19 protein-coding genes are annotated in these 18,334 nt (G+C 60.3%); 13 read left to right on the top strand and 6 right to left on the bottom strand.

Features of this window, described 5'->3' with window-relative positions:
* Window positions 1-24: 24 nt before the first annotated feature.
* From FIV03_RS00200 to FIV03_RS00190, 3 genes are all read right to left on the bottom strand, one after another.
* Window positions 25-1,530 (bottom strand): caspase family protein, encoded by a 1,506-nt coding sequence (locus FIV03_RS00200; protein WP_152508273.1) that lies wholly within the window; start codon window positions 1,528-1,530, stop codon window positions 25-27.
* A 7-nt stretch (window positions 1,531-1,537) separates the two neighbouring features.
* The gene (locus tag FIV03_RS00195; protein ID WP_152508272.1) at window positions 1,538-2,620 is read right to left on the bottom strand and encodes an OmpA family protein; all 1,083 of its coding nucleotides are present in this window, start codon (window positions 2,618-2,620) and stop codon (window positions 1,538-1,540) included.
* 163 nt (window positions 2,621-2,783) lie between these two features.
* Entirely contained in the window at window positions 2,784-3,752 is a 969-nt protein-coding gene (locus tag FIV03_RS00190) for a LysR family transcriptional regulator (RefSeq protein ID WP_152508271.1), read from the bottom strand.
* A 108-nt stretch (window positions 3,753-3,860) separates the two neighbouring features.
* Between FIV03_RS00190 and FIV03_RS00185 the strand changes: the two genes are divergently transcribed.
* The 10 genes from FIV03_RS00185 (at window position 3,861) to FIV03_RS00140 (ending at window position 13,162) form a co-directional block, all read left to right on the top strand.
* On the top strand, window positions 3,861-4,727 hold the full coding sequence (locus FIV03_RS00185) for an ABC transporter permease (protein WP_031269698.1): 867 nt from the start codon (window positions 3,861-3,863) through the stop codon (window positions 4,725-4,727).
* The gene (locus FIV03_RS00180; protein WP_055657952.1) at window positions 4,727-5,512 is read left to right on the top strand and encodes an ABC transporter permease; all 786 of its coding nucleotides are present in this window, start codon (window positions 4,727-4,729) and stop codon (window positions 5,510-5,512) included. Before FIV03_RS00185 ends, FIV03_RS00180 begins: the two co-directional genes overlap by 1 nt.
* Before the next feature lie 52 nt (window positions 5,513-5,564).
* A complete protein-coding gene (locus tag FIV03_RS00175; RefSeq protein WP_152508270.1) occupies window positions 5,565-6,704 on the top strand; it encodes an extracellular solute-binding protein in 1,140 nt (379 codons plus the stop codon).
* Between the two features lie 86 nt (window positions 6,705-6,790).
* Entirely contained in the window at window positions 6,791-7,876 is a 1,086-nt protein-coding gene (locus FIV03_RS00170) for an ABC transporter ATP-binding protein (protein WP_152508269.1), read from the top strand.
* On the top strand, window positions 7,873-9,228 hold the full coding sequence (locus tag FIV03_RS00165; protein WP_023001911.1) for an aspartate aminotransferase family protein: 1,356 nt from the start codon (window positions 7,873-7,875) through the stop codon (window positions 9,226-9,228). The genes FIV03_RS00170 and FIV03_RS00165 overlap by 4 nt, the downstream gene beginning before the upstream one ends.
* Before the next feature lie 10 nt (window positions 9,229-9,238).
* On the top strand, window positions 9,239-10,168 hold the full coding sequence (locus FIV03_RS00160) for a 3-keto-5-aminohexanoate cleavage protein (RefSeq protein ID WP_062490162.1): 930 nt from the start codon (window positions 9,239-9,241) through the stop codon (window positions 10,166-10,168).
* 2 nt (window positions 10,169-10,170) lie between these two features.
* Window positions 10,171-10,659 carry an N-acetyltransferase gene (locus tag FIV03_RS00155; RefSeq protein ID WP_152508268.1) on the top strand — a complete coding sequence of 163 codons (489 nt, stop codon included), beginning with the start codon at window positions 10,171-10,173 and terminating at the stop codon, window positions 10,657-10,659.
* Window positions 10,656-11,678, top strand: a complete 1,023-nt coding sequence (locus FIV03_RS00150; RefSeq protein WP_152508267.1) for a histone deacetylase family protein — start codon at window positions 10,656-10,658, stop codon at window positions 11,676-11,678. Before FIV03_RS00155 ends, FIV03_RS00150 begins: the two co-directional genes overlap by 4 nt.
* The gene (locus FIV03_RS00145; protein ID WP_152508266.1) at window positions 11,675-12,775 is read left to right on the top strand and encodes an FAD-binding oxidoreductase; all 1,101 of its coding nucleotides are present in this window, start codon (window positions 11,675-11,677) and stop codon (window positions 12,773-12,775) included. The genes FIV03_RS00150 and FIV03_RS00145 overlap by 4 nt, the downstream gene beginning before the upstream one ends.
* A gap of 36 nt (window positions 12,776-12,811) precedes the next feature.
* The gene (locus FIV03_RS00140) at window positions 12,812-13,162 is read left to right on the top strand and encodes a RidA family protein (RefSeq protein WP_023001906.1); all 351 of its coding nucleotides are present in this window, start codon (window positions 12,812-12,814) and stop codon (window positions 13,160-13,162) included.
* Between the two features lie 223 nt (window positions 13,163-13,385).
* Here FIV03_RS00140 and FIV03_RS00135 read toward each other — a convergent pair whose 3' ends face one another.
* Both FIV03_RS00135 and FIV03_RS00130 read right to left on the bottom strand, forming a co-directional pair.
* Entirely contained in the window at window positions 13,386-13,565 is a 180-nt protein-coding gene (locus FIV03_RS00135; protein ID WP_152508265.1) for a DUF2783 domain-containing protein, read from the bottom strand.
* Window positions 13,562-15,169 (bottom strand): FAD-dependent monooxygenase, encoded by a 1,608-nt coding sequence (locus FIV03_RS00130; RefSeq protein ID WP_152508264.1) that lies wholly within the window; start codon window positions 15,167-15,169, stop codon window positions 13,562-13,564. The genes FIV03_RS00135 and FIV03_RS00130 overlap by 4 nt, the downstream gene beginning before the upstream one ends.
* 91 nt (window positions 15,170-15,260) lie before the next feature.
* Here FIV03_RS00130 and FIV03_RS00125 point away from each other — a divergent pair, with 91 nt between their 5' ends.
* Together FIV03_RS00125 and FIV03_RS00120 are read left to right on the top strand one after the other, a co-directional pair.
* Window positions 15,261-15,971 (top strand): LuxR family transcriptional regulator, encoded by a 711-nt coding sequence (locus FIV03_RS00125; protein WP_152508263.1) that lies wholly within the window; start codon window positions 15,261-15,263, stop codon window positions 15,969-15,971.
* A 257-nt stretch (window positions 15,972-16,228) separates the two neighbouring features.
* Complete coding sequence (locus tag FIV03_RS00120) at window positions 16,229-16,954, top strand: class I SAM-dependent methyltransferase (protein ID WP_152508262.1); 726 nt, start codon at window positions 16,229-16,231, stop codon at window positions 16,952-16,954.
* An 18-nt stretch (window positions 16,955-16,972) separates the two neighbouring features.
* Here the strand turns inward: FIV03_RS00120 and FIV03_RS00115 are convergent, their stop codons facing one another.
* A complete protein-coding gene (locus FIV03_RS00115; RefSeq protein ID WP_152508261.1) occupies window positions 16,973-17,791 on the bottom strand; it encodes a helix-turn-helix transcriptional regulator in 819 nt (272 codons plus the stop codon).
* Between the two features lie 132 nt (window positions 17,792-17,923).
* Here FIV03_RS00115 and FIV03_RS00110 point away from each other — a divergent pair, with 132 nt between their 5' ends.
* Window positions 17,924-18,334 (top strand): hypothetical protein, encoded by a 411-nt coding sequence (locus FIV03_RS00110; RefSeq protein WP_209009812.1) that lies wholly within the window; start codon window positions 17,924-17,926, stop codon window positions 18,332-18,334.

Genomic DNA, 18,334 nt, shown 5'->3' with positions numbered 1-18,334 from the left:
ATCGCTACAGACCCGGCGTCGAAGTTACGGACACCCCTGTTCGGCCCAAAGCCGCAACGCATTCTTGAAAGTGCCGCCGTAGGGGTGCTGTTTCTCGATGGTTCTGGACTTGTCTGCGACATAGGTCCTGGCCTGGTCGCACAGGTTCGCCTGCTCCCATTGATGACAGGCGGCACAAGTCTTGTCCTTCCAGACCGCTTCCGGCAGACCCTCGATCGGCGGGAATTTCGGCGATCCGGTGATCAGCTCCGAAATGCTTCGGGTGGCGATATCCGGCTCTCCCATGGCAAGGGGAGCGTTGAATGCTATGACGGCTGACGGTTCCCCCGGATCGGCGGCAGGTGAGCCTTGCTCGGCGATGGCCGGCGCGTCTTCCTGTTGCGGCTGATTGGCGACCGGGTCCGTGCTCTGCTCCTTGTTGACGATCGTTTGCAGCTCCAGGCGAGCGAGTTCGGCAAAGGCACCGTTCGGATATGCATCCAGATAGGTTTGATAGGCGCTTGCGGTTCCCTCTCGGCGCGCTGTTTCGATCATGTCACGCTCGCTTGTCTGGGGCGTGACAGGTTCGGATTCCTGTTGCGGGGCAGGTGTCGCCTGCGCGGCGGGCTGCGTTTCCTTTTCCATCAGGGCCGTCAGGAGTTCCCTGGCTTCTGCGGAGTATCTGCTGTCCGGATGCGCGCGCAGGAACAGGAGGACCTGCAAGGGGTCCTTGCTGAGTTTCACCGTGTCCCAGATCTGGCGCAATTCGACTTCCTCTGCCGAGGGCGCCTTGGCCGGGACAAACTGGAAATCCACGGTGAGGGAGGATGTATCCCAAGGGGTCTGCTGGTTGCCGGTCTCCTTCAGAACATCGACCCGCACCGCCTTGAAAAGGGTTTCGACGGGCATGCCGGGTGTCGGCATGTGCCGGGCCAGCGCTTCGGTGAAGGGGCTGTTGCCGCCGATACCATCGAGCGCGATGTCGCCCGGTGCGGTGGAATAGGAGAGGAAGGTGCCTCTTGGAGCCTTCATTTCTGCCAGACCGTTGTCGCTGAGGTCCGGGATGGAAACGAACGGGTTGTTTCGGCAGGCATCCAGAATGACGATGTTGGTCCGGTTCCGCGCTGAAAACATCTGCCGTAGAACGGCCTGTGCAGGGACACCGACCAGGCTGAGGTCGGCAGCATCCTGAAGTTCGATATCGACTGGCAGGAGAAAGTTTGCACCGAACGATTGCACACCGTGGCCGGCATAATAGAACAGCCCGGTTGCATCCTCACCCGCGGCCCGCAACTTGCTGCCGAACTGCGAAATCGCCGTGATCATCTCGTTCTGGCTGGAGTCGGTGACGAGGGTTACCTCGAAGCCGACCTTGCGCAGCGCGTCGGCCATCAGGCTTGCGTCGTTCACCGGATTGTCCAGCGGTGTGACAGTCGTGTAGGCGCCATTGCCGACAACCAGAGCCAGTCGTGGTTCCGCGTGAGCCCTCTCAGACAGCGCAGCAATGGTCACTGTCAGTGCCAGGAGGATTGCGATTGCAAAGCGGTTCATGTTGGACCTATTCGACAACGACAAACTCTATCCGCCGGTTGCGTTGCTTTCCTTCCGCAGAGGTGTTCGGAGCTACGGGACGGCTTTCACCGTACCCGACACTCCTGATCCTGCTGTCGGGAACGTTCTTGGAGACGAGGTATTGCTTGACCGCACCCGCCCGGCGTTCGGACAGGGCCAGGTTCGATGTATCGCTGCCGTCACTGTCGGTATGTCCTCCGACTTCAATGGTCAGCTCAGGACATCTCATGATGATGTCAACAAGGCTGTTCAGGAGTGGCTGGCTCCGCGGATCAAGCTGCGAACTGCCGCTTGGAAAGTAAATGTTGTCCGTGCGGGACAGGATCTCGAACCGGCCGGTGCAAGCCTCGTTGTCCAGGTTGCCTTGCGGTTCAAGCGCGGTGCTTGCGGCTGGCTGAGAAGCGGCCGCCTGCTGGGTCTGGTCGTCGGCATCGTCCTCCTCCGTTTCGCCCGATTTGCGGGCGAAGACGAAATCGAAAGAGACCGTTGCCGATGGCACGATGACGACGCCAGCGGCTTCCTCGAGCTTCTTGATACCGCCACCGAGGGCGAAGTCGGAAGCTGCGACAGACACCGGCGCGGTGCTCGAAACGGCAACCAGGTCTTCGCTCAGATAGGTCACCGTAACATTGGCCTCGAACGGTTTTGAGACGCCGTGAAGATCGAGATTGAAAGCAAGCGGGATCGTCTTGCGTTTGACGGTAGGAAGGTCAGCCAGGGCTGACGCATCAATTTTCGTCGTGATGACGGCTTCAGGGAACTCGAACGTTTCGAAGAAGAGAAACCGCATGCGCACGTTTCTGAGGTCGATTTTCGTATCGATCGAATCAAGAAAGATGCGGACCCTGGCGTTGCCGGTATCGTCTATGCCGCCTTCAAATTCCGCGAAAGAGCTGGATTCAACGATGGTCAGGTTCTTGACCGACTGGAAACGCAGGGACGATGCATCCCGTTGCAGGGTCCAGCCGCCTTCAAGGAAATCTTCTGACGCATTGGCAGGCGACTGAAGAAGGGCCACTGTTACCAGTGCAAGGAAGAGCATTTTCCAGGCGAACCGCACACCATTCATCTTCCTACCCCTTCGACCCGGACGGCGTTGATCGCCAATTTTTCGTAACGTCCTGAAAGTTTTACAACGTCAGCGGGGGAATGCAACGGGCCGCTACCGGGTTTCCCGTATTGGTCGCTCGGGTTGGTAAAGAAGCCGGCTGGCCAGTGCTCCACGATGTATGTCATCGATAGGTCCGCTCCTCTATCGGCGTCTGCCTTATCTTTTCCAGCAGCATGTCCAGAAGGGCCTGTTCGGCGCGGTTGAGTTTCGCCTTCGGGTTCCAGACCACATGAACGTCGATCTCCGGCAGCGCGTCATAGGGTGGGAGTTGCCACAAAAGACCCTCTCGAATGTCCCGCTTGGCAACGTGGACGGGCAAAGGGCCGATGCCCAGTCCGGCAATGATCATGCGCCGGACTTCTTCCAGGTTGGCCGATGTGCCGACGATCCGGTCTTCAAGATCCGCTTCCGCCCGCATCAGCGTTACCGGACGAAGGGCGTCTTCCAGCCGGTCGGTCACGAAGCTGACAGCGGACTGGCCGGCAAGGTCGGCCTTTGTCAGGTTGGTCTTGCCGTAAAGCGGGTGAGGCGGACCGCAGAAGAGGCCGAAAAACTCCCGGAAAAGGCGCAGGTACTCAAGCTTTGGATTGCGTTCGCGCACCAGGCAGACGGCGAGCGAAGCCCGGCGGGACGTGACGGCTTCCAGTGCGTCCTTGCTGGCCGAAACGTTGATGGTGAGGGTTGCGGCCGGGTGCCGTTCGTGAAACTCGCGCAGAGTGTCGTCATAGAGCGGCGAAACCACGTGACTGGCCATGGCGATTTCGACGTGGCCGCGGATCTCGTCGGTGACGTCACGCATCAGGGTCCCGAGCCTCAGGATGGAACCCTGGATCTCGATGGCTTCCTTCAACAGCAATTGGCCGGCTTCCGTCAGCTCGAACTGACCCGGCTTGCGATTGATGAGCTTGCGTCCCAACCGGTCCTCCAACCGCTTCAGTGCGCTGGAAACGGTGGGCTGCTTGAGGCGCAGTCTGTCTGCCGCCCGCGTCACACTTCCGGACTGGGCCAGGACGATGAAGGTTCTCAGCAGGTTCCAGTCCAGTTCGCGGGCAAGCCGCTCTGCCTGGATCGGGCGTAATCCATCTGCCATTGATCAGATCTATAGTTATAATTTTCATTATCTATTTGATCAATGAACACCTGCCTGCGACGCTGAAGTCAAGCAATTTTGACAAGGCATCTGGCAGGGTTTGAGCGCATGAGCGTCGAGGCGCGGGAAAAACGACAGCCATGGATACTCCTTTCCCCTGCGCTCACAGCAGTGGGGCTGCTGCTTTTCGTGCCGCTCGTCTTTATTGTCGTCTATTCGTTCTGGCTGCGCACGGCCACGGGCGCTGACCAGGCGGGCTTTTACCTGGACAACTGGAACGAGGCGCTGACCGATCCGTTCTATCGGGACATCCTGCTTGGTACGTTGCGGATTGCCGCAATCACCACATTTGCCTGTGCCGTCATGGGCTATCCGGCCGCTTATTTCATTGCCCGTTCGCGTGGCAACAAGGCCTTGCTGCTGCTGTTGCTGATGCTGCCGTTCTGGATCAGCTACATCATCCGGACCATGTCCTGGATCAACATCCTGGGTGTATCGGGTGCGGTCAACTGGGCCCTGCTCAACCTCGGCATCGTCTCCGAACCGGTCCAGATGCTCTACAACGAGCCGACCGTGATCCTCGGCCTCGTGCATTTCCTGCTGCCCTTCATGGTGTTGAACGTCTATGTGGCGCTGGAAGGGATCGATGTTTCGCTGGAGGACGCGGCCTGTTCCCTCGGCTCCACCCGCTGGCAGGCATTCCGGGAAGTCACCTTGCCGCTGTCCCTGCCGGGGCTCGCCGCGGGTGGTCTGCTCTGTTTCGTGCTGAGCGCCGGTACCTACATCACGCCGCTGGTTCTGGGTGGTCCGACGGACGCCATGTTCGCCAATCTCGTTTTCGAGGCGATCATCACACAGCTCAACTGGCCGCTCGGCTCTGCGCTCTCGCTCATGCTGCTCGCCGTCCTCGGCGCCCTGGTGCTGATCTACAACCACTATCTCGGCATGGGTCAACTGATGAAGGGGCTTGGCTGATGGGGTGGCAACTGATCCGGGCCTACACGCTGCTGGTCTATCTGTTCATGTTCCTGCCGGTCGCGGTGGTGGTTCTGCTCAGCTTCAACGCCAGCCAGTTCGGCAGCTTTCCGATGACCGGCTTCTCGTTCCGCTGGTTCGTCGAACTGGCCGGAAACGACGCCATCCTGCGGGCGTTCCAGACCTCGATTGTCCTTGGTGCCCTGACCGCGCTGATTTCCACGACACTTGGTGTTCTGGCAAGTCTTGCCCTGGTGCGCTACGACGTGCCCGGCCGCAACCTGATCTCCACCCTCCTGATTGCGCCGATCCTGGTGCCGGAGGTGGTGCTGGCGGTCGCCTTGTTGCTGTTCCTGAATTTCCTGTCGATCAACAAGAGCTTCTTCCTGCTCCTGATGGGGCACGTCATCTTCACGCTGCCCTTCGTCATCCTGGTGGTGCAGGCCCGCCTTGTCGGCATCCGCCGCGACTACGAGGAAGCCGCACTCAGCCTTGGCGCAAGTCCCGTGCAGGCCTTCTTCCAGATCACGCTGCCGCTGCTGGCCCCGGCGGTCTTCGCCGGCATGCTCTTCGCCTTCACGATCAGCTTCGACGATATCACCGGTACCTTGTTCTGGAAGCCGGGCGGCGTCGAAACCGTGCCCACCCAGATCTTTGCCATGCTGCGCAATTCCATCTCCCCGGAGATCAACGCGCTCGGCACCGTGATGATTTTCCTGACCGTCGGCCTGCCGCTTCTCGGGCTGGCAATCGCCCGGCGGATGGCCATGCAGCGCGGCGGTTAGAACCGCGTGATCAAAGCAAGAAACCGACACAAGAACCAGAGTGGAAAACAAGATGGACAATACCAAACGCTATGAGCGTCTGCGCGAACGCTATCTCAACGGTGATCTCGACCGCCGCAAGTTTCTCGGGCTGATCGGGGCAGCCGGTCTGGCCTACGGTGTGCAGACACCCTTTGCCCGCCATGCCATGGCCGCGACGGAGGAAGTCCGCTTCGACGGTTGGGGCGGGGTCGTCTCGGAAGCCTTCCGCAAATATGCCTTCGATCCCTACACCGAAGAGACCGGCATCAAGGTTGTCGACGGAACGTTCGGCGGCGGTGATGAATATCTGTCGCGCGTCAAGGCCAGCCAGGAAGGCGAATACAATATCGCGCACCTGTCAGGCGTCTTCGACTACGCACGCTATGTCAATCTCGGGCTGAACTCGACGCTCAACGAGGACAACATCCCGAACCTGAAATACGTGATCCCGAAACTCACCGACGTCTTCCGCGGTGTCACCGACGGCAAGCTGTCCTGCGTGCCTTATGACTACGGCACCACAGGCATTGCCTATAACCGGAAATACATCTCCGACGACGAAGCCAAGGAAAAGGGTGCAAAGCTCCTGATCGACGAAGCCTACAAGGGCAAGATCGGCGGCTGGTCCGACTGGCGCACCCGCATCTGGTACGCATCGCTGCAGACCGATCAGGATCCGAACAACGCAACGGATATGGATGCCGTCTGGCAGGCTGTGCGCACCAACCGCGATCTGCTGTTGAAATACTGGCAGTCCGGTGCGGAACTGATGAGCCTTCTGGCCGAAGAGGAAATCTACGTTACCGAGGGCTGGTCCGGCCGGATCTACGCCCTTCAGGAGCAGGGTCATGACATCGGCTATATCGATCCGCCCAACGGTTTCGGCTGGCAGGAATGCCTGTTCGTGATCAAGGGCTCGCCAATGGAAGCCTGCGAGGAACTCCTGAACTTCATGCTGGCGCCCGAAACCTCGATCGCGGTCGCCGAAGGCCAGAACTACCCGCCGGCGCTTGACCCGACAAAGGTCGATCTCGGCAAGAAGATCCCGACTCTTCCGGCGTTCGATCCGACCGGCACGCTTGACGGTCTGACCTTCGCCAATCCGGAATACTGGAACAGTCACGAACAGGACTGGTCCAAGATGTTCGGACGGATCCAGAAGGGGTACTGAGCCCGGTACGGCCCCATCACTGACCCAGTACCTTCCGGCAGTTATTGCCGGAAGGTCGTCTTCTCCCCAGGACCTGGAGAATTTGCGTGAGCGCGGTTTCCCTCAACAATATCGTCAAGAAGTTCGGTGGCTTTACCGCCGTTCACCGGATGAGCATGGACATCCCGGACGGAAGCTTCGTAACGCTGCTCGGCCCTTCCGGATGTGGCAAGACGACCACCCTCAGGATGATCGCCGGTCTCATCGATCCTTCCGAAGGCGATATCACCATCAAGGGTCAACGCATCAACGATGTGCCGATCCACAGGCGAAACCTCGGTCTCGTGTTCCAGAACTACGCGCTCTTTCCGCACAAGACGATTGCCGAAAATGTGGCTTTCGGCCTGAAATACCGCGATATCCCGAAGGCGGATGCCGAAAAGAAAGTGCGCGATGCGCTGGAACTGGTTCAGCTTCCCCATGTCAGCGACCGTTATCCCAAGCAGCTTTCCGGTGGTCAGCAGCAGCGTATCGCGCTGGCGCGGGCCATCGTCATAGAGCCGGACGTGCTGCTTCTGGACGAACCGCTGTCCGCGCTCGACGCCAACTTGCGCGAGGACATGCGTGTCGAGCTGAAGCGCATCCAGCATCAGATCGGCATCACCACCGTTTTCGTTACCCATGACCAGTCCGAAGCGCTCGCCATGTCCGACCGGATCGTGGTGATGTCCAACGGACGTGTGGAGCAGATCGGCACGCCGCAGGAGGTTTACAACACGCCTGCAAGCGAGTTCGTTTCGCGCTTCCTGGGCATCTCCAACATTCTGCCAGCGACGTGCCAGGCGGTGAACGGGCATGAGCTGTCCCTTGAACTGCCTTACTTCGGCAAGATCAATGTGCCGAGGGAAAAGGCCCCCAATCTTTCGCAGGCCGGTCCTGCACAGCTTGTTATCCGGGCTGAAAAACTTCTGCTGGCGGAAAAATCCGCTCCGGCGGATGATCGCATCGCGCTCGACGGCAAGGTCGAGGCGGTGGACTACCAGGGGCAGGCGGCACGGTATTTCGTGCGTGTCGGCGACCAGCAACTTCAGGTGATCAACATGATCGATCAGCACCCTTTCGAGGAAGGCTCGGATGTCTCCGTTCGCTTCCGTCCGCGCGACTGCGCAGCCCTGCCTGGAGCTGCTTCATGAGCCGTCCGCAAACCTCTCATCTGTTCTATCAGTCTCGTCAGCGCCGGCCCGTTCTGGACCAGGCGCGCGGTGTCTACATGTGGGACGTCGACGGCAAGCGCTATCTCGACGGTTCGTCCGGGGCGATGGTCTGCAACATCGGCCATTCCAACCCGCGCGTGCTGGAGGCAATGCGCAAGCAGATGGACAAGTCCACCTTCGGTTACCGCCTCCATTTCGAGACAGAGCCTGCGGAACTGCTGGCCGCCAGGACCGCCGCACTGGCGCCCGAGGGGCTGGAAAAGGTCTTCTTCGTTTCCGGCGGGTCGGAAGCGGTGGAGAGCGCCATCAAGCTGGCCCGCCAGAACGCCATCGCGATCGGACAGGCGCAGCGTTACAAGATCATCTCGCGCGAACCGAGCTATCACGGCTGCACGCTCGGCGCTCTGGCCCTGACAGGCTACGCACCCCTTACTGCGCCGTTCGACCCCATGATGCGGCCGATGCCGAAGATCCCGGCACCGCGTGCCTATCTCGACGGACTGGATCCGGACGACGAGGCAACGGGCAGACACTACGCCGACATGCTGGAGGCAAAGATCCTGTCCGAAGGCCCGGAAACGATCTTGGCCTTTATTGTCGAGCCGATCGGTGGCGCCTCCACCGGCGCGCTCGTGCCGCCGAAGGGGTACATGCAACGCATTCGCGAGATCTGTACGCGCTATGGCGTCCTGCTGATCCATGACGAGGTCATGACCGGTGGCGGGAGGACCGGAAAGTTCTTCGCCGGTGAACACTGGAATGTCGATCCGGATATTCTGGTGATCTCCAAAGGCTTTGCTGCTGGTTATGCGCCTCTGGGCGCCATGATTGCGCACAAGGACATCGTCACCAACGTGCTCGACAATGGCGGTTTCCTGCATGGTTTCACCTATGCCGGCAATCCGCTTGCCTGCTCTGCCGGTCTGGCGGTGCTGGAAGAGATCGAGCGGGAAAACCTGTGCCAGAACGCGGCCGAGACCGGGGCGCTCCTGAAGAGCGAACTGAAAAAGCTGATGGACCGCTATTCGATCATCGGCGACGTACGCGGCGAAGGGCTGTTGCTGGCCTTCGAACTGGTCGAGGACCGAGCAAGCCTGAGACCGCTCGCAAAGGAACTGAACGCCTTCAACGAACTGGTCGATATTGCTTATGAGAATGGCCTTATCATCTATTCCCGCCGGACGCGGGGCGGCTACAGCGGCGACCACTTCCTGATTGCGCCCCCCATGATCTCGACACCGGATCATGTAGCCGAGATCATCGAAGGTCTCGACCTTTCTCTCCGCCAGTTTCTCGACAGGATTTCGCAGCAACAGGCCAGAGCCAGCTGACATTCAAGACATGACAGACAAGATCATCATCACCTGTGCCGTCACGGGCTCCATTCATACACCCACCATGTCGCCTCACTTGCCGGTGACGCCTGCCGAGATTGCAGGCCAGGCGATAGGCGCTGCCGAGGCGGGCGCCGCAATCCTGCATCTTCATGCCCGAAATCCGGAAACCGGCCAGCCGTCGGCACGGGAGGCCGACTTCATGGCCTTCCTTCCGGAGATCAAGGCGGGCTGCGGCGCGGTGCTCAACCTGTCCACCGGTGGCAGCGCGATCATGAGCCTGGAAGACAGGCTTGCCGGTCCGCTGAAGGCAGAACCGGAAATGTGCTCGCTCAACATGGGCACAATGAACTTTGCGCTCTATCCGCTGGCCGACCGTTACGACGCGTGGGTGCATGACTGGGAGCAGCCTTTCCTGCGCGGAACGGATGATCTCGTCTTCAAGAACACACCGCGGGATATCGAATTCGTGTTGACGCAGATGGGTCAGCAGCGCGGTGCGCGTTTCGAGTTCGAGTGCTACGACGTCGGGCATCTTTACATGCTGCGCCACTTCGCCGACCGGGGTCTCGTCAAGCCGCCGTACTTCATCCAGTTCGTCTTCGGCGTTCTGGGCGGTATCGGTGCGGACCCGGAAAACCTGCAGCACATGAAGCGGATGGCGGACAAGCTTTTTGGCGACGACTATATCTTCTCCGTTCTTGCGGCGGGCCGACAGCAGATCCCTTTCGCCACCATTGCTGCCAGCATGGGCGGGCATGTCCGTGTCGGGCTGGAGGACAATCTCTACATCGCCAAGGGTGAGCTGGCCCGCTCCAACGCGGAGCAGGTCACCAAGATCCGCAAGATTGTCGAGGAACTCGGGCGAACGGTCGCAACACCGGAAGAAGCCCGGCAGATGCTGGGCCTCAAAGGGGCCGGCGAGACGGCCTTCTGATCATGAGCAACATAACGATCAGGCGGGCGGAGCGGGGTGATGCCGAAAGGCTTCACGCAGCGCTGTTCCAGCTTTCTGCCGATATGGGCGACACTCACGTCGCCAGTCTCGATGATGTGATCCGCCACGGTTTCTCGGAAACTCCCGCCTTCTTTGCGCTGCTTGCGATCCGGCCTTCTGACGACCGAACACTCGGCGTGTTGCAAGCCTCGCCTGTCTTTTCGACGACGCGTGGTGGCACCGGTCTCTATGTTTCCGATCTTTGGGTCGATGGAGAAGCACGCGGAGAAGGGCTGGGCCAGCGCCTGCTTGCCGCCAGTCTGGACCTTGCGCCTGATAGCTGGACGCCGGTCTTTCTGAAGCTCGCCGTTTATCACGACAATCCGGATGCACGCCGTTTCTATGAACGGCTCGGTTTTGCGCCACGGAAAGGCGAAACCGTGTTCGATCTGCGCGCACCGGCACTCGACAAATTGAGGGACCGCTCATGAAAGCCATTTTTGACGACCGCCAATGGGTGCACGATCCCAAGCATTTCATGGCAAACGGCACAAGGCTGGCCAATCCGGAACAGCCGAAGCGCATCGAGGTCCTGACCGAAGGTGCAAAGGAAGCGGGCTGTCGTTTCGAGGTGCCGGACGACCATGGACTCGGCCCGATTGCCGCCCTCCACTCTGCGGAATACCTCGTTTTTCTTCAGACCATCCATGAACGCTGGAGCCGGATCGAGGGAGCATCCGACGAGGTCATCCCGAACATTCATCCGGACCGGCGCACGGCAAGTTATCCGCGCTCCGCAGTCGGTCAGGCCGGGTTCCATCAGGCCGATACCAGTTGTCCAATCGCAGCCGGTACCTGGGAAGCGGCCTACTGGTCTGCCCAAAGTGCGATCCACGGTGCGGACATGGTGGCGGCCGGGGAACAGGCCGCCTATGTGCTGTCGCGCCCTCCCGGTCACCATGCATTCGCCGATCTGGCGGGCGGCTTCTGTTTTCTCAACAACTCCGGCATTGCAGCCGAAAGGCTTCTGAAGGCAGGCAAGCGTCCGGCGATCCTCGACATCGACGTCCACCACGGCAATGGCACGCAAGGCATCTTCTATGAGCGCGGTGACGTTCTCACCGTTTCGCTGCATGCCGATCCGGTGCGGTTCTATCCGTTCTTCTGGGGCCACGGCCATGAGCGCGGCGAGGGCGCGGGACGGGGTTGTAATCTCAACCTGCCCCTGGCACGCGGCACCGGGGATGACGCGTACCTGAAAACCCTGGAAACGGCCTTCGACCACATTCGGGCCTTCGGCACCGATATTCTGGTTGTTGCCCTGGGGCTCGACGCTTATGAAAAAGATCCTCTCAAGGGACTCGCCATCACCACTCCCGGGTTCGGACGGATTGGTGCCGCCATCGCGAAGCTCGGCCTGCCGGTGCTGTTCGTGCAGGAAGGCGGTTACCTGTCGGAAGAACTCGGCCAGAACCTCACCAGTTTCCTGAAAGGGTTCCAGGACGCATGATCGAGACATCGGATTTTCTGATCATCGGCGGCGGCATTGCCGGCACCGGGGCCGCGGCACGGCTTGCGCCGGACGCAAAGGTCACCGTGCTGGAAATGGAAGATGCGCTTGGCCGGCACGCGACCGGTCGCTCCGCCGCCATCTTCATCCGCAACTACGGCAATGCCACCTTGCGGGCCTTGAATGCAGCTTCTGAACCGGTTCTGAAGAACCCGGAAGGGATATCGGAGGAAAGCCTGCTGTCGCCCCGTGGTGAAATGCTGATTGCGACCGAGGACGAACTGGACGCGTTCAAGGCCTATCTGGACGGTGCCGACGGTATGGAAGTCCTGACGGCGGAAGAAGCTGTTGCCCTGTTTCCACTGCTTCGCAAGGAAACGATTGCCGCTGCTGCCATCGAGCGGGACGCACAGGATATCGACGTCGACAGATTGTTGCAGGGCTTTGCCCGGCTTGCACGCAAGGCCGGGGCGCGGTTCGTAACGGAAGCGCCCGCGCAGCGCATTCTCAGAAGCGGCGGGCAGTGGCGTGTCGAGACGCCCAAGGGGGCCTTCGAAGCGCCGGTCCTCATCAATGCAGCCGGGGCCTGGGCGGATCAGATCGCGGGTCTCGCAGGCGTTCGCAAGGTCGGTCTGGTGCCCATGCGCCGCTCGGCGGCCATCGTGCCGCCGCCGGATGGAGTCGATGTCACGAAATGGCCGCTCGTCGCCAGCGCATCGGAGCAATGGTATGCCAAGCCGGATGCCGGCAAGTTCATGGTATCGCCTGCCGATGAAGACCCGGTGGAGCCGCACGATGCCTGGGCCGATGACATGGTTCTGGCTGAAGGTCTGCACCGGTTCGAGCAGGCCGTGACGATGCCCGTCACGCGCGTCGAGCGCAATTGGGCAGGCCTGCGCAGCTTCGTTTCGGACCGCACGCCTGTGGTTGGATTTGCACCGGATGCGGAAGGGTTTTTCTGGCTTGCCGGTCAGGGCGGCTACGGCGTACAAACGGCCCCAGCGCTCTCCCGGCTCGTTGCGGATCTTTGTCTCAAACGTCCGAGCGAACTGCCCGAGAAGGTAGTGGCTGCTCTCGATCCCGCCCGCTTGTTCTGAGCGGGCGTCTGTTTCAAGACAAGAAGGAAATCAATCATGTCCGACATCAAACGGCTGGAAGTTGGCCCGCGTATGAGCCAGGCTGTTATCCACGGCGGTCTCGTTTATCTTGCCGGTCAGGTCGGCAATCCTGGTGACACCGTTACCAACCAGACCCAGACGATCCTGGAGCGCATCGATGCCCTTCTGGAGCAGGCTGGCAGCAACAAGAGCCGCATTCTCCAGACCACTATCTGGATGGACGACATGAAGGACTTTGCCGAGATGAACAAGGTCTGGGACGCCTGGGTTGATCCGGCAAACCCGCCGGCACGCGCTACCGGCGAAGCCAAACTGGCAGCCCCGGAATACAAGGTCGAGATCATCGTAATCGCGGCGCTCGCCTAAAGCGAGGTCAGCCGGTTCGAAGCCAGGACTTCCGGTTTCACCCACCGGCGTCATCCCTGCCAGGCGTAGTGCGAGCCGGGATCGGGGAGCCAAGGAGCCATCTTTTGAGGCCGCTCAAACGAGAGGCCCCGGCTCACCGGTCCCGGATCTCCGCTTCGCTGCGTCGGGGATGACGAGCCGAGGGGCACCGTTCAAAAGAATCCGCCGCTCAATTGCGCTGACGTCATACTTCGAGATTGCTGGCAGCTTCGGCAACAAGCGAGCGCGCACGACCGGCGTCGGCGATCTCATGCGCCAGCAGCAAGGCGAGCTTGGCGAGGTAAAGCTCCCGTTGAGCGGATCCGATGGCATCGAGCTGTTCGGCCAAGGCTTCGTAAACGGTTTCCAGATCGGCGGGCGTCATGCTTTTCCTCCAGCTACTGCAAGCTCGAGAGCTTGGCGGATTGCCTCTGGTGAAGCGGTTTGCCAGCGCGCTGCAATGTGCATGTCGGGCCGGACAAGATAGGCACTGCCGGCGGAAGCCGCGAGCACTTCAGCTGCTTCCGAGCCCGGCTGCAGCACGACCCGGGTAAAATCCAGGTCGGCAAGAAGATCCGCCACCTCTTTACTGAACGCGATCAGCGAGAACCCGCCACCGAGCAAGTCGGACAGGAACCCGTCACCAACTCGCGCGTTCGCCAAGACAGCGCCGGGTCTTGGTCCACCTTCGAAGTTTTCGTCGTCCGGGGTAACTACCGGACTGTCGGCATAAGTGTAGGGTGTCATCTGGCGCGGGTTGGCGAGCTCTCCCGCAAAGGAGTGGCTGAGCGAAAGATTGAGAGCTGCGTCGCGCATCAATTGCCAGCCTGCCGTCGGAGGTGTCATGAAACGGGCAGACTTGGAGGCGTTCCGAAACACATCCAGCGTCGCCCCACGCCGCTCGGGAGTGTAGCTGTCGAGGAGATCCGGACCGGCCTTGCCGTTCAGTACCCAGGCGAGTTTCCAGGCAATGTTATGGGCGTCGGCGAGACCGTTGTTGAGGCCACGTACTCCAAAGATCGGCACGATGTGCGCGCTGTCGCCGATGAAAAACACCCGGCCGTCGCGGTAGTCATCCAGCGCCAGGGTGTTGGCCGAATAGATGCTCCACCATTCCAGGTCCCAGTCTCCGTCATAACCGATTTCCGTCAGAACCGCGGCCACTGAGGCACGCACAGTGTCCTCGCGGATTGCCTCGGCTTCGTCCTCGCCATCGCGAAGCTGATAGTCGATGCGCCAGATGTTGTCGGGCTGCTTGTGAACAAGGATCGTTCCGCCCCGGCGACAATCCGGATCGAACAGGGCGCGTCGGATCGTCGGGTAATCATGCTCCATCTGGACGTCGGCAATCACGTAGCGGCCTTCAAAATTCTCGCCCTTGAGCCGCAGACCGCGCAAGCTCCGGACGGTGCTGCGAGCACCATCCGCCGCCAGCAACCAGTCACAGGTCATCTGGTAGGTGCCAAGCGGATCCTCGATTGTCAGTCGCACACCCTGCTCAAGATCTTCCAGACCGCAGACCCGGCTTTGCCATCTTGTTTCGATCAGCGGCTCCCGCTGGATCGCATCCCACAGGTACTGCTCGATATATTGCTGTTCGAGGTTGTACATTGGCCGGTATTTCTCGCGCGGACTGTCCGGCATTTCAAATTCGAGGATCTGCCTGCCGCGATAGAAGCTGCGCCCTGTGGTCCAGCCGAGTGATTTGTCCAGGAAGGGCTCCACTGCGCCAAGCCGGTCGAGAATGTGGTAGCTCTGCCGGGCGATACAGATCGCGCGGCTGCCGTCGTTGAAGGTGGACTTCGCATCCAACAGAACGCAAGCAATTCCTTCGCGGGCAAGTGCCAGCGCGGCAGTCATGCCGACCGGCCCCGCTCCGGCAATGGCAACACGTGCAGGCCGGGTCAGATGCGCACGGTCCGTCGGCGCTTCGAAATGCGGATAGGTGAAATAGAGCGAGTCCGTTTCGGCACGTCCGGCTGGCCTCATTTGAGGATCCTCCCTGATTGTTGGCAGAAGATTAGGAGCCTTGCCGTCTCGCGTCTGTCCCCTTTCGGGGAGGACATGCTATCAGCATTTAATGAGCACTCCGGACGGACACACCACAGCCTGTCACATCGAAGCCTGCCTTGCGGATCTGGGCACGGATCGGTTTGCCCAGACCTTTGTCTCGTTTGTCGAAACGTTCGGTGTCGACCAGATCATGGTTTTTGCAATCGAGCACACGCAGGCTCGCTGTCTGCTGTCGTGGCACTTCAGCCGCTCCGTCATGGCCGGAAAACTTGCCGAGACCTATCTCGACGGCTGGTTTCTCAAGGATCCACTGTTGCCCGACCTGGTGGCGTCACCGCCTCAGTCCGTGACCTTGAGCCGGCTGGACGAGATCGAGGGCCGGATGAGCTCAGACTACCGGAAGCTCTTTTTCGAAAATCCCGGCATGCTGGCAAAGACGACATTGCTTGCGGTCGGAGAAAAACTGCGCCTTTTCGTCAGCCTCTATCAAAGCGATCCTGCCGCTCCCCTGTGTGATCCGGATCTTGCACGTCTTGCAGGCCGTCTGGCTCTGCTCCATTTCGAAAAGGCATCGGACACGGATCTGCCACCGCCTTTGGCGGCGCTCAGCGAGCGGGAGCGTTCGGTGTGTCTGGGCATCCTGTCCGGACGCAAGGCGGAGGCGATCGCGGCGGATCTCGACGTTGCTCCTTCGACAGTCATCACATACCGCAAACGCGCCTACGCAAAGCTTGGCATTACCTCCAGAGCCGGCCTCTTCGCAATTTGCGGGAAGTAGCTGCTTCTCGCCAGGGCGAACCGCGCCAGAAACCTGCAACTCGTTGACAGGTACCAGGGGCGCTCCTAATGATGCTCTCATGTGCGAAGAAGATACTCATATCGTGTCCCGGCTCGCTTGCATCCCAATAGGCGGGATGCAGGCTGATTGTGTACGCTGAGTTTCAAGCGTTTCGCGCACCTGCACCCCCGCCGGATCGGGCGGGGCTTTGCCTGTTGCGGTGCGCGCCGTCCATCGGCACTCTGATGGAGAAATAAATGGCACAAAACATCTATGACGAACCGGCCTTTTTTGAAGGCTACAGCCAGCTGCCCAGGTCGCAGTTCGGCCTTAACGGGGCTCCCGAATGGCCTGCTATCCGGGCACTGTTGCCGGAAGCAAATGGGCTGCACGTTGCAGATCTCGGCTGCGGGTTCGGCTGGTTTGCCCGCTGGGTCCGGAGCGCTGGTGCTGCGCATGTACTTGGTTTCGACCTGTCTGAAAACATGCTTGCCCGTGCGCGGGACGAAACCGAAGACGATGCGATCGTTTACCGGACTGCTGACCTGGAAACCCTGAAGCTGCCTCAGGCTGCCTTCGACCTGGTCTACAGTTCGCTCGCCTTTCACTATATCGAGGACTTCAACCGGCTGGCTGGAGAGATCTTCAGATCACTCAAGGCAGGAGGCAGTTTCGTCTTCAGCATCGAACACCCGATCTTCATGGCACCAGCAGAACCTGGATGGATCGAGCTGAACGGCCGGAAGTCTTGGCCGGTCAACCAGTATCTTCGCGAAGGAGCACGGGAAACCAGTTGGCTGGCCGATGGCGTCGTCAAATACCACCGTACCATCGGCTCCACGCTCAACACGCTGATCGCGGCAGGTTTCACGGTCGATCATGTACTGGAATGGTTCCCCGGTGAAGAGCAGATCGAAGCCATGCCATCGTTGGCGGAAGAGATGGAGCGCCCGATGATCCTGATCGTCAAGGCACACGTTTGAGTCCGGAGCGCGGGCGGTTCAAGAACGGCCGCCTGCGCTTCCTGCGCTCAAGGCACTCATCTGCCTTGCCGTTTCCTCGTCTGCGGGAAAGAAGGCCTCGATGGCGATTTCGGACAAGGTGACATCCACGGCCGTGCCGAACACCGTCGTGGTGCTCAGGAAGCTCAATGTTCCGTTGGGGCCTTGCAGATAAAGCGGAACGGCGATGCGTCCCTTCTGTGACGGTGCCTCGTTCCGTGATTTGGGCGACCGGTCCGAAGCCATCTCGGCGAGTTCGTCCCTGAGCGCGGCAAGCTTCGGGTCGGCGGACTGATCTACCTCATGTGCGAGGCGTGCAAGAATATGGGCGTGCCATTCACCGAGATTGAGGATGCGTGGGGCGAGACCATCAGGGTGCAGGCTGAGACGAAGCACATTTACCGGTGCTTCCAGCAGGTGCGGCGCGACGCCGTCCAGCAGGGCAAAGATCGCCTGATTGGCGGCTTGCAGCTCCCAATACCGGTTCACGGCAAGGGCAGGGTGGGGCAGATGTCCGTCGAGGATCTGTCGGACAACAGCGCTTGCCGCGGCAAGTTCAGGCTCATCCAGCCCGTGCTGCGGATATTGCGGGGCATGGCCTGCCGCAACGAGAATGGCATTGCGTTCACGCAAGGGGACATCCAGCTGTTCGGCAAGATGCATCACCATGTCCCGGCTCGGACGAGACCGTCCTGATTCCAGAAAACTCAGGTGGCGCTGAGAGATATCCGCTTCACTGGCCAGTGCAAGCTGGCTCATTCGCCGGTGTTGTCGCCACTGGCGCAGCAAGTCACCCGCCGTTTCCGCTGTTCGTTTCATGAGCACTACCCTGCCGGTGCAGTTTCGAAGATTCAATTACCTGCGAAGTAATCGACTTCAGAACTTCGATTGGCAATCCTCTTGTCATCGCACTTGCAGTGTGCGGGTGGATTTCATGAGTGGAGACAGATGATGACCAAATCGAATTCAGGTGTTCCGTTACAGGTGGTTCTAAGGTTTGACGCGCTCACCTGTGCGGTGATGGGTGTCCTGCTGGTCGGCGCATCCGGATGGATTGCCGGGCTAACGGCACTTCCAGGCGAGCTCCTGTTCTGGGCAGGTCTGGCCCTGTTTCCGGTAGCGGTTTTCATGGGAGTGTTTGCGTTTGCCGGTCAGGTGCCTGTCTGGGCGTCAAGCCTGGTCGTTGCCGGCAATCTTCTTTGGGTGCTGGCCAGTTTGCTGCTGCCGTTGGCGGGCCTGATTGCGCCCAATGTGCTGGGCTGGGCGTTCCTGTTGGCGCAGGCTGTCGTCGTGCTCTGCTTCACCTGGCTGGAGTGGAAAGCCGCGAGGCTTCAGCCCGTCATTGCGCAACCGCTTGCTTGA

The organism is Labrenzia sp. THAF187b (assembly GCF_009363375.1).
Lineage (GTDB): Bacteria > Pseudomonadota > Alphaproteobacteria > Rhizobiales > Stappiaceae > Roseibium > Roseibium algicola.
The sequence above is the reverse complement of the archived record's forward strand: the minus strand, read 5'-3'. Positions and strand labels throughout refer to the sequence as shown.

Excerpts from the sequence above, each read along its gene's own strand:
- FIV03_RS00180 (WP_055657952.1), top strand. The coding sequence starts at position 4,727 with ATGGGGTGGCAACTGATCCGGGCCTACACGCTGCTGGTCTATCTGTTC.
- FIV03_RS00140 (WP_023001906.1), top strand. The coding sequence starts at position 12,812 with ATGTCCGACATCAAACGGCTGGAAGTTGGCCCGCGTATGAGCCAGGCT.
- FIV03_RS00130 (WP_152508264.1), bottom strand. The coding sequence starts at position 15,169 with ATGAGGCCAGCCGGACGTGCCGAAACGGACTCGCTCTATTTCACCTAT.
- FIV03_RS00150 (WP_152508267.1), top strand. The coding sequence starts at position 10,656 with ATGAAAGCCATTTTTGACGACCGCCAATGGGTGCACGATCCCAAGCAT.
- FIV03_RS00200 (WP_152508273.1), bottom strand. The coding sequence starts at position 1,530 with ATGAACCGCTTTGCAATCGCAATCCTCCTGGCACTGACAGTGACCATT.
- FIV03_RS00190 (WP_152508271.1), bottom strand. The coding sequence starts at position 3,752 with ATGGCAGATGGATTACGCCCGATCCAGGCAGAGCGGCTTGCCCGCGAA.
- FIV03_RS00160 (WP_062490162.1), top strand. The coding sequence starts at position 9,239 with ATGACAGACAAGATCATCATCACCTGTGCCGTCACGGGCTCCATTCAT.
- FIV03_RS00125 (WP_152508263.1), top strand. The coding sequence starts at position 15,261 with ATGAGCACTCCGGACGGACACACCACAGCCTGTCACATCGAAGCCTGC.
- FIV03_RS00145 (WP_152508266.1), top strand. The coding sequence starts at position 11,675 with ATGATCGAGACATCGGATTTTCTGATCATCGGCGGCGGCATTGCCGGC.
- FIV03_RS00115 (WP_152508261.1), bottom strand. The coding sequence starts at position 17,791 with ATGAAACGAACAGCGGAAACGGCGGGTGACTTGCTGCGCCAGTGGCGA.
- FIV03_RS00120 (WP_152508262.1), top strand. The coding sequence starts at position 16,229 with ATGGCACAAAACATCTATGACGAACCGGCCTTTTTTGAAGGCTACAGC.
- FIV03_RS00175 (WP_152508270.1), top strand. The coding sequence starts at position 5,565 with ATGGACAATACCAAACGCTATGAGCGTCTGCGCGAACGCTATCTCAAC.
- FIV03_RS00195 (WP_152508272.1), bottom strand. The coding sequence starts at position 2,620 with ATGAATGGTGTGCGGTTCGCCTGGAAAATGCTCTTCCTTGCACTGGTA.
- FIV03_RS00135 (WP_152508265.1), bottom strand. The coding sequence starts at position 13,565 with ATGACGCCCGCCGATCTGGAAACCGTTTACGAAGCCTTGGCCGAACAG.
- FIV03_RS00155 (WP_152508268.1), top strand. The coding sequence starts at position 10,171 with ATGAGCAACATAACGATCAGGCGGGCGGAGCGGGGTGATGCCGAAAGG.
- FIV03_RS00110 (WP_209009812.1), top strand. The coding sequence starts at position 17,924 with ATGACCAAATCGAATTCAGGTGTTCCGTTACAGGTGGTTCTAAGGTTT.
- FIV03_RS00165 (WP_023001911.1), top strand. The coding sequence starts at position 7,873 with ATGAGCCGTCCGCAAACCTCTCATCTGTTCTATCAGTCTCGTCAGCGC.
- FIV03_RS00185 (WP_031269698.1), top strand. The coding sequence starts at position 3,861 with ATGAGCGTCGAGGCGCGGGAAAAACGACAGCCATGGATACTCCTTTCC.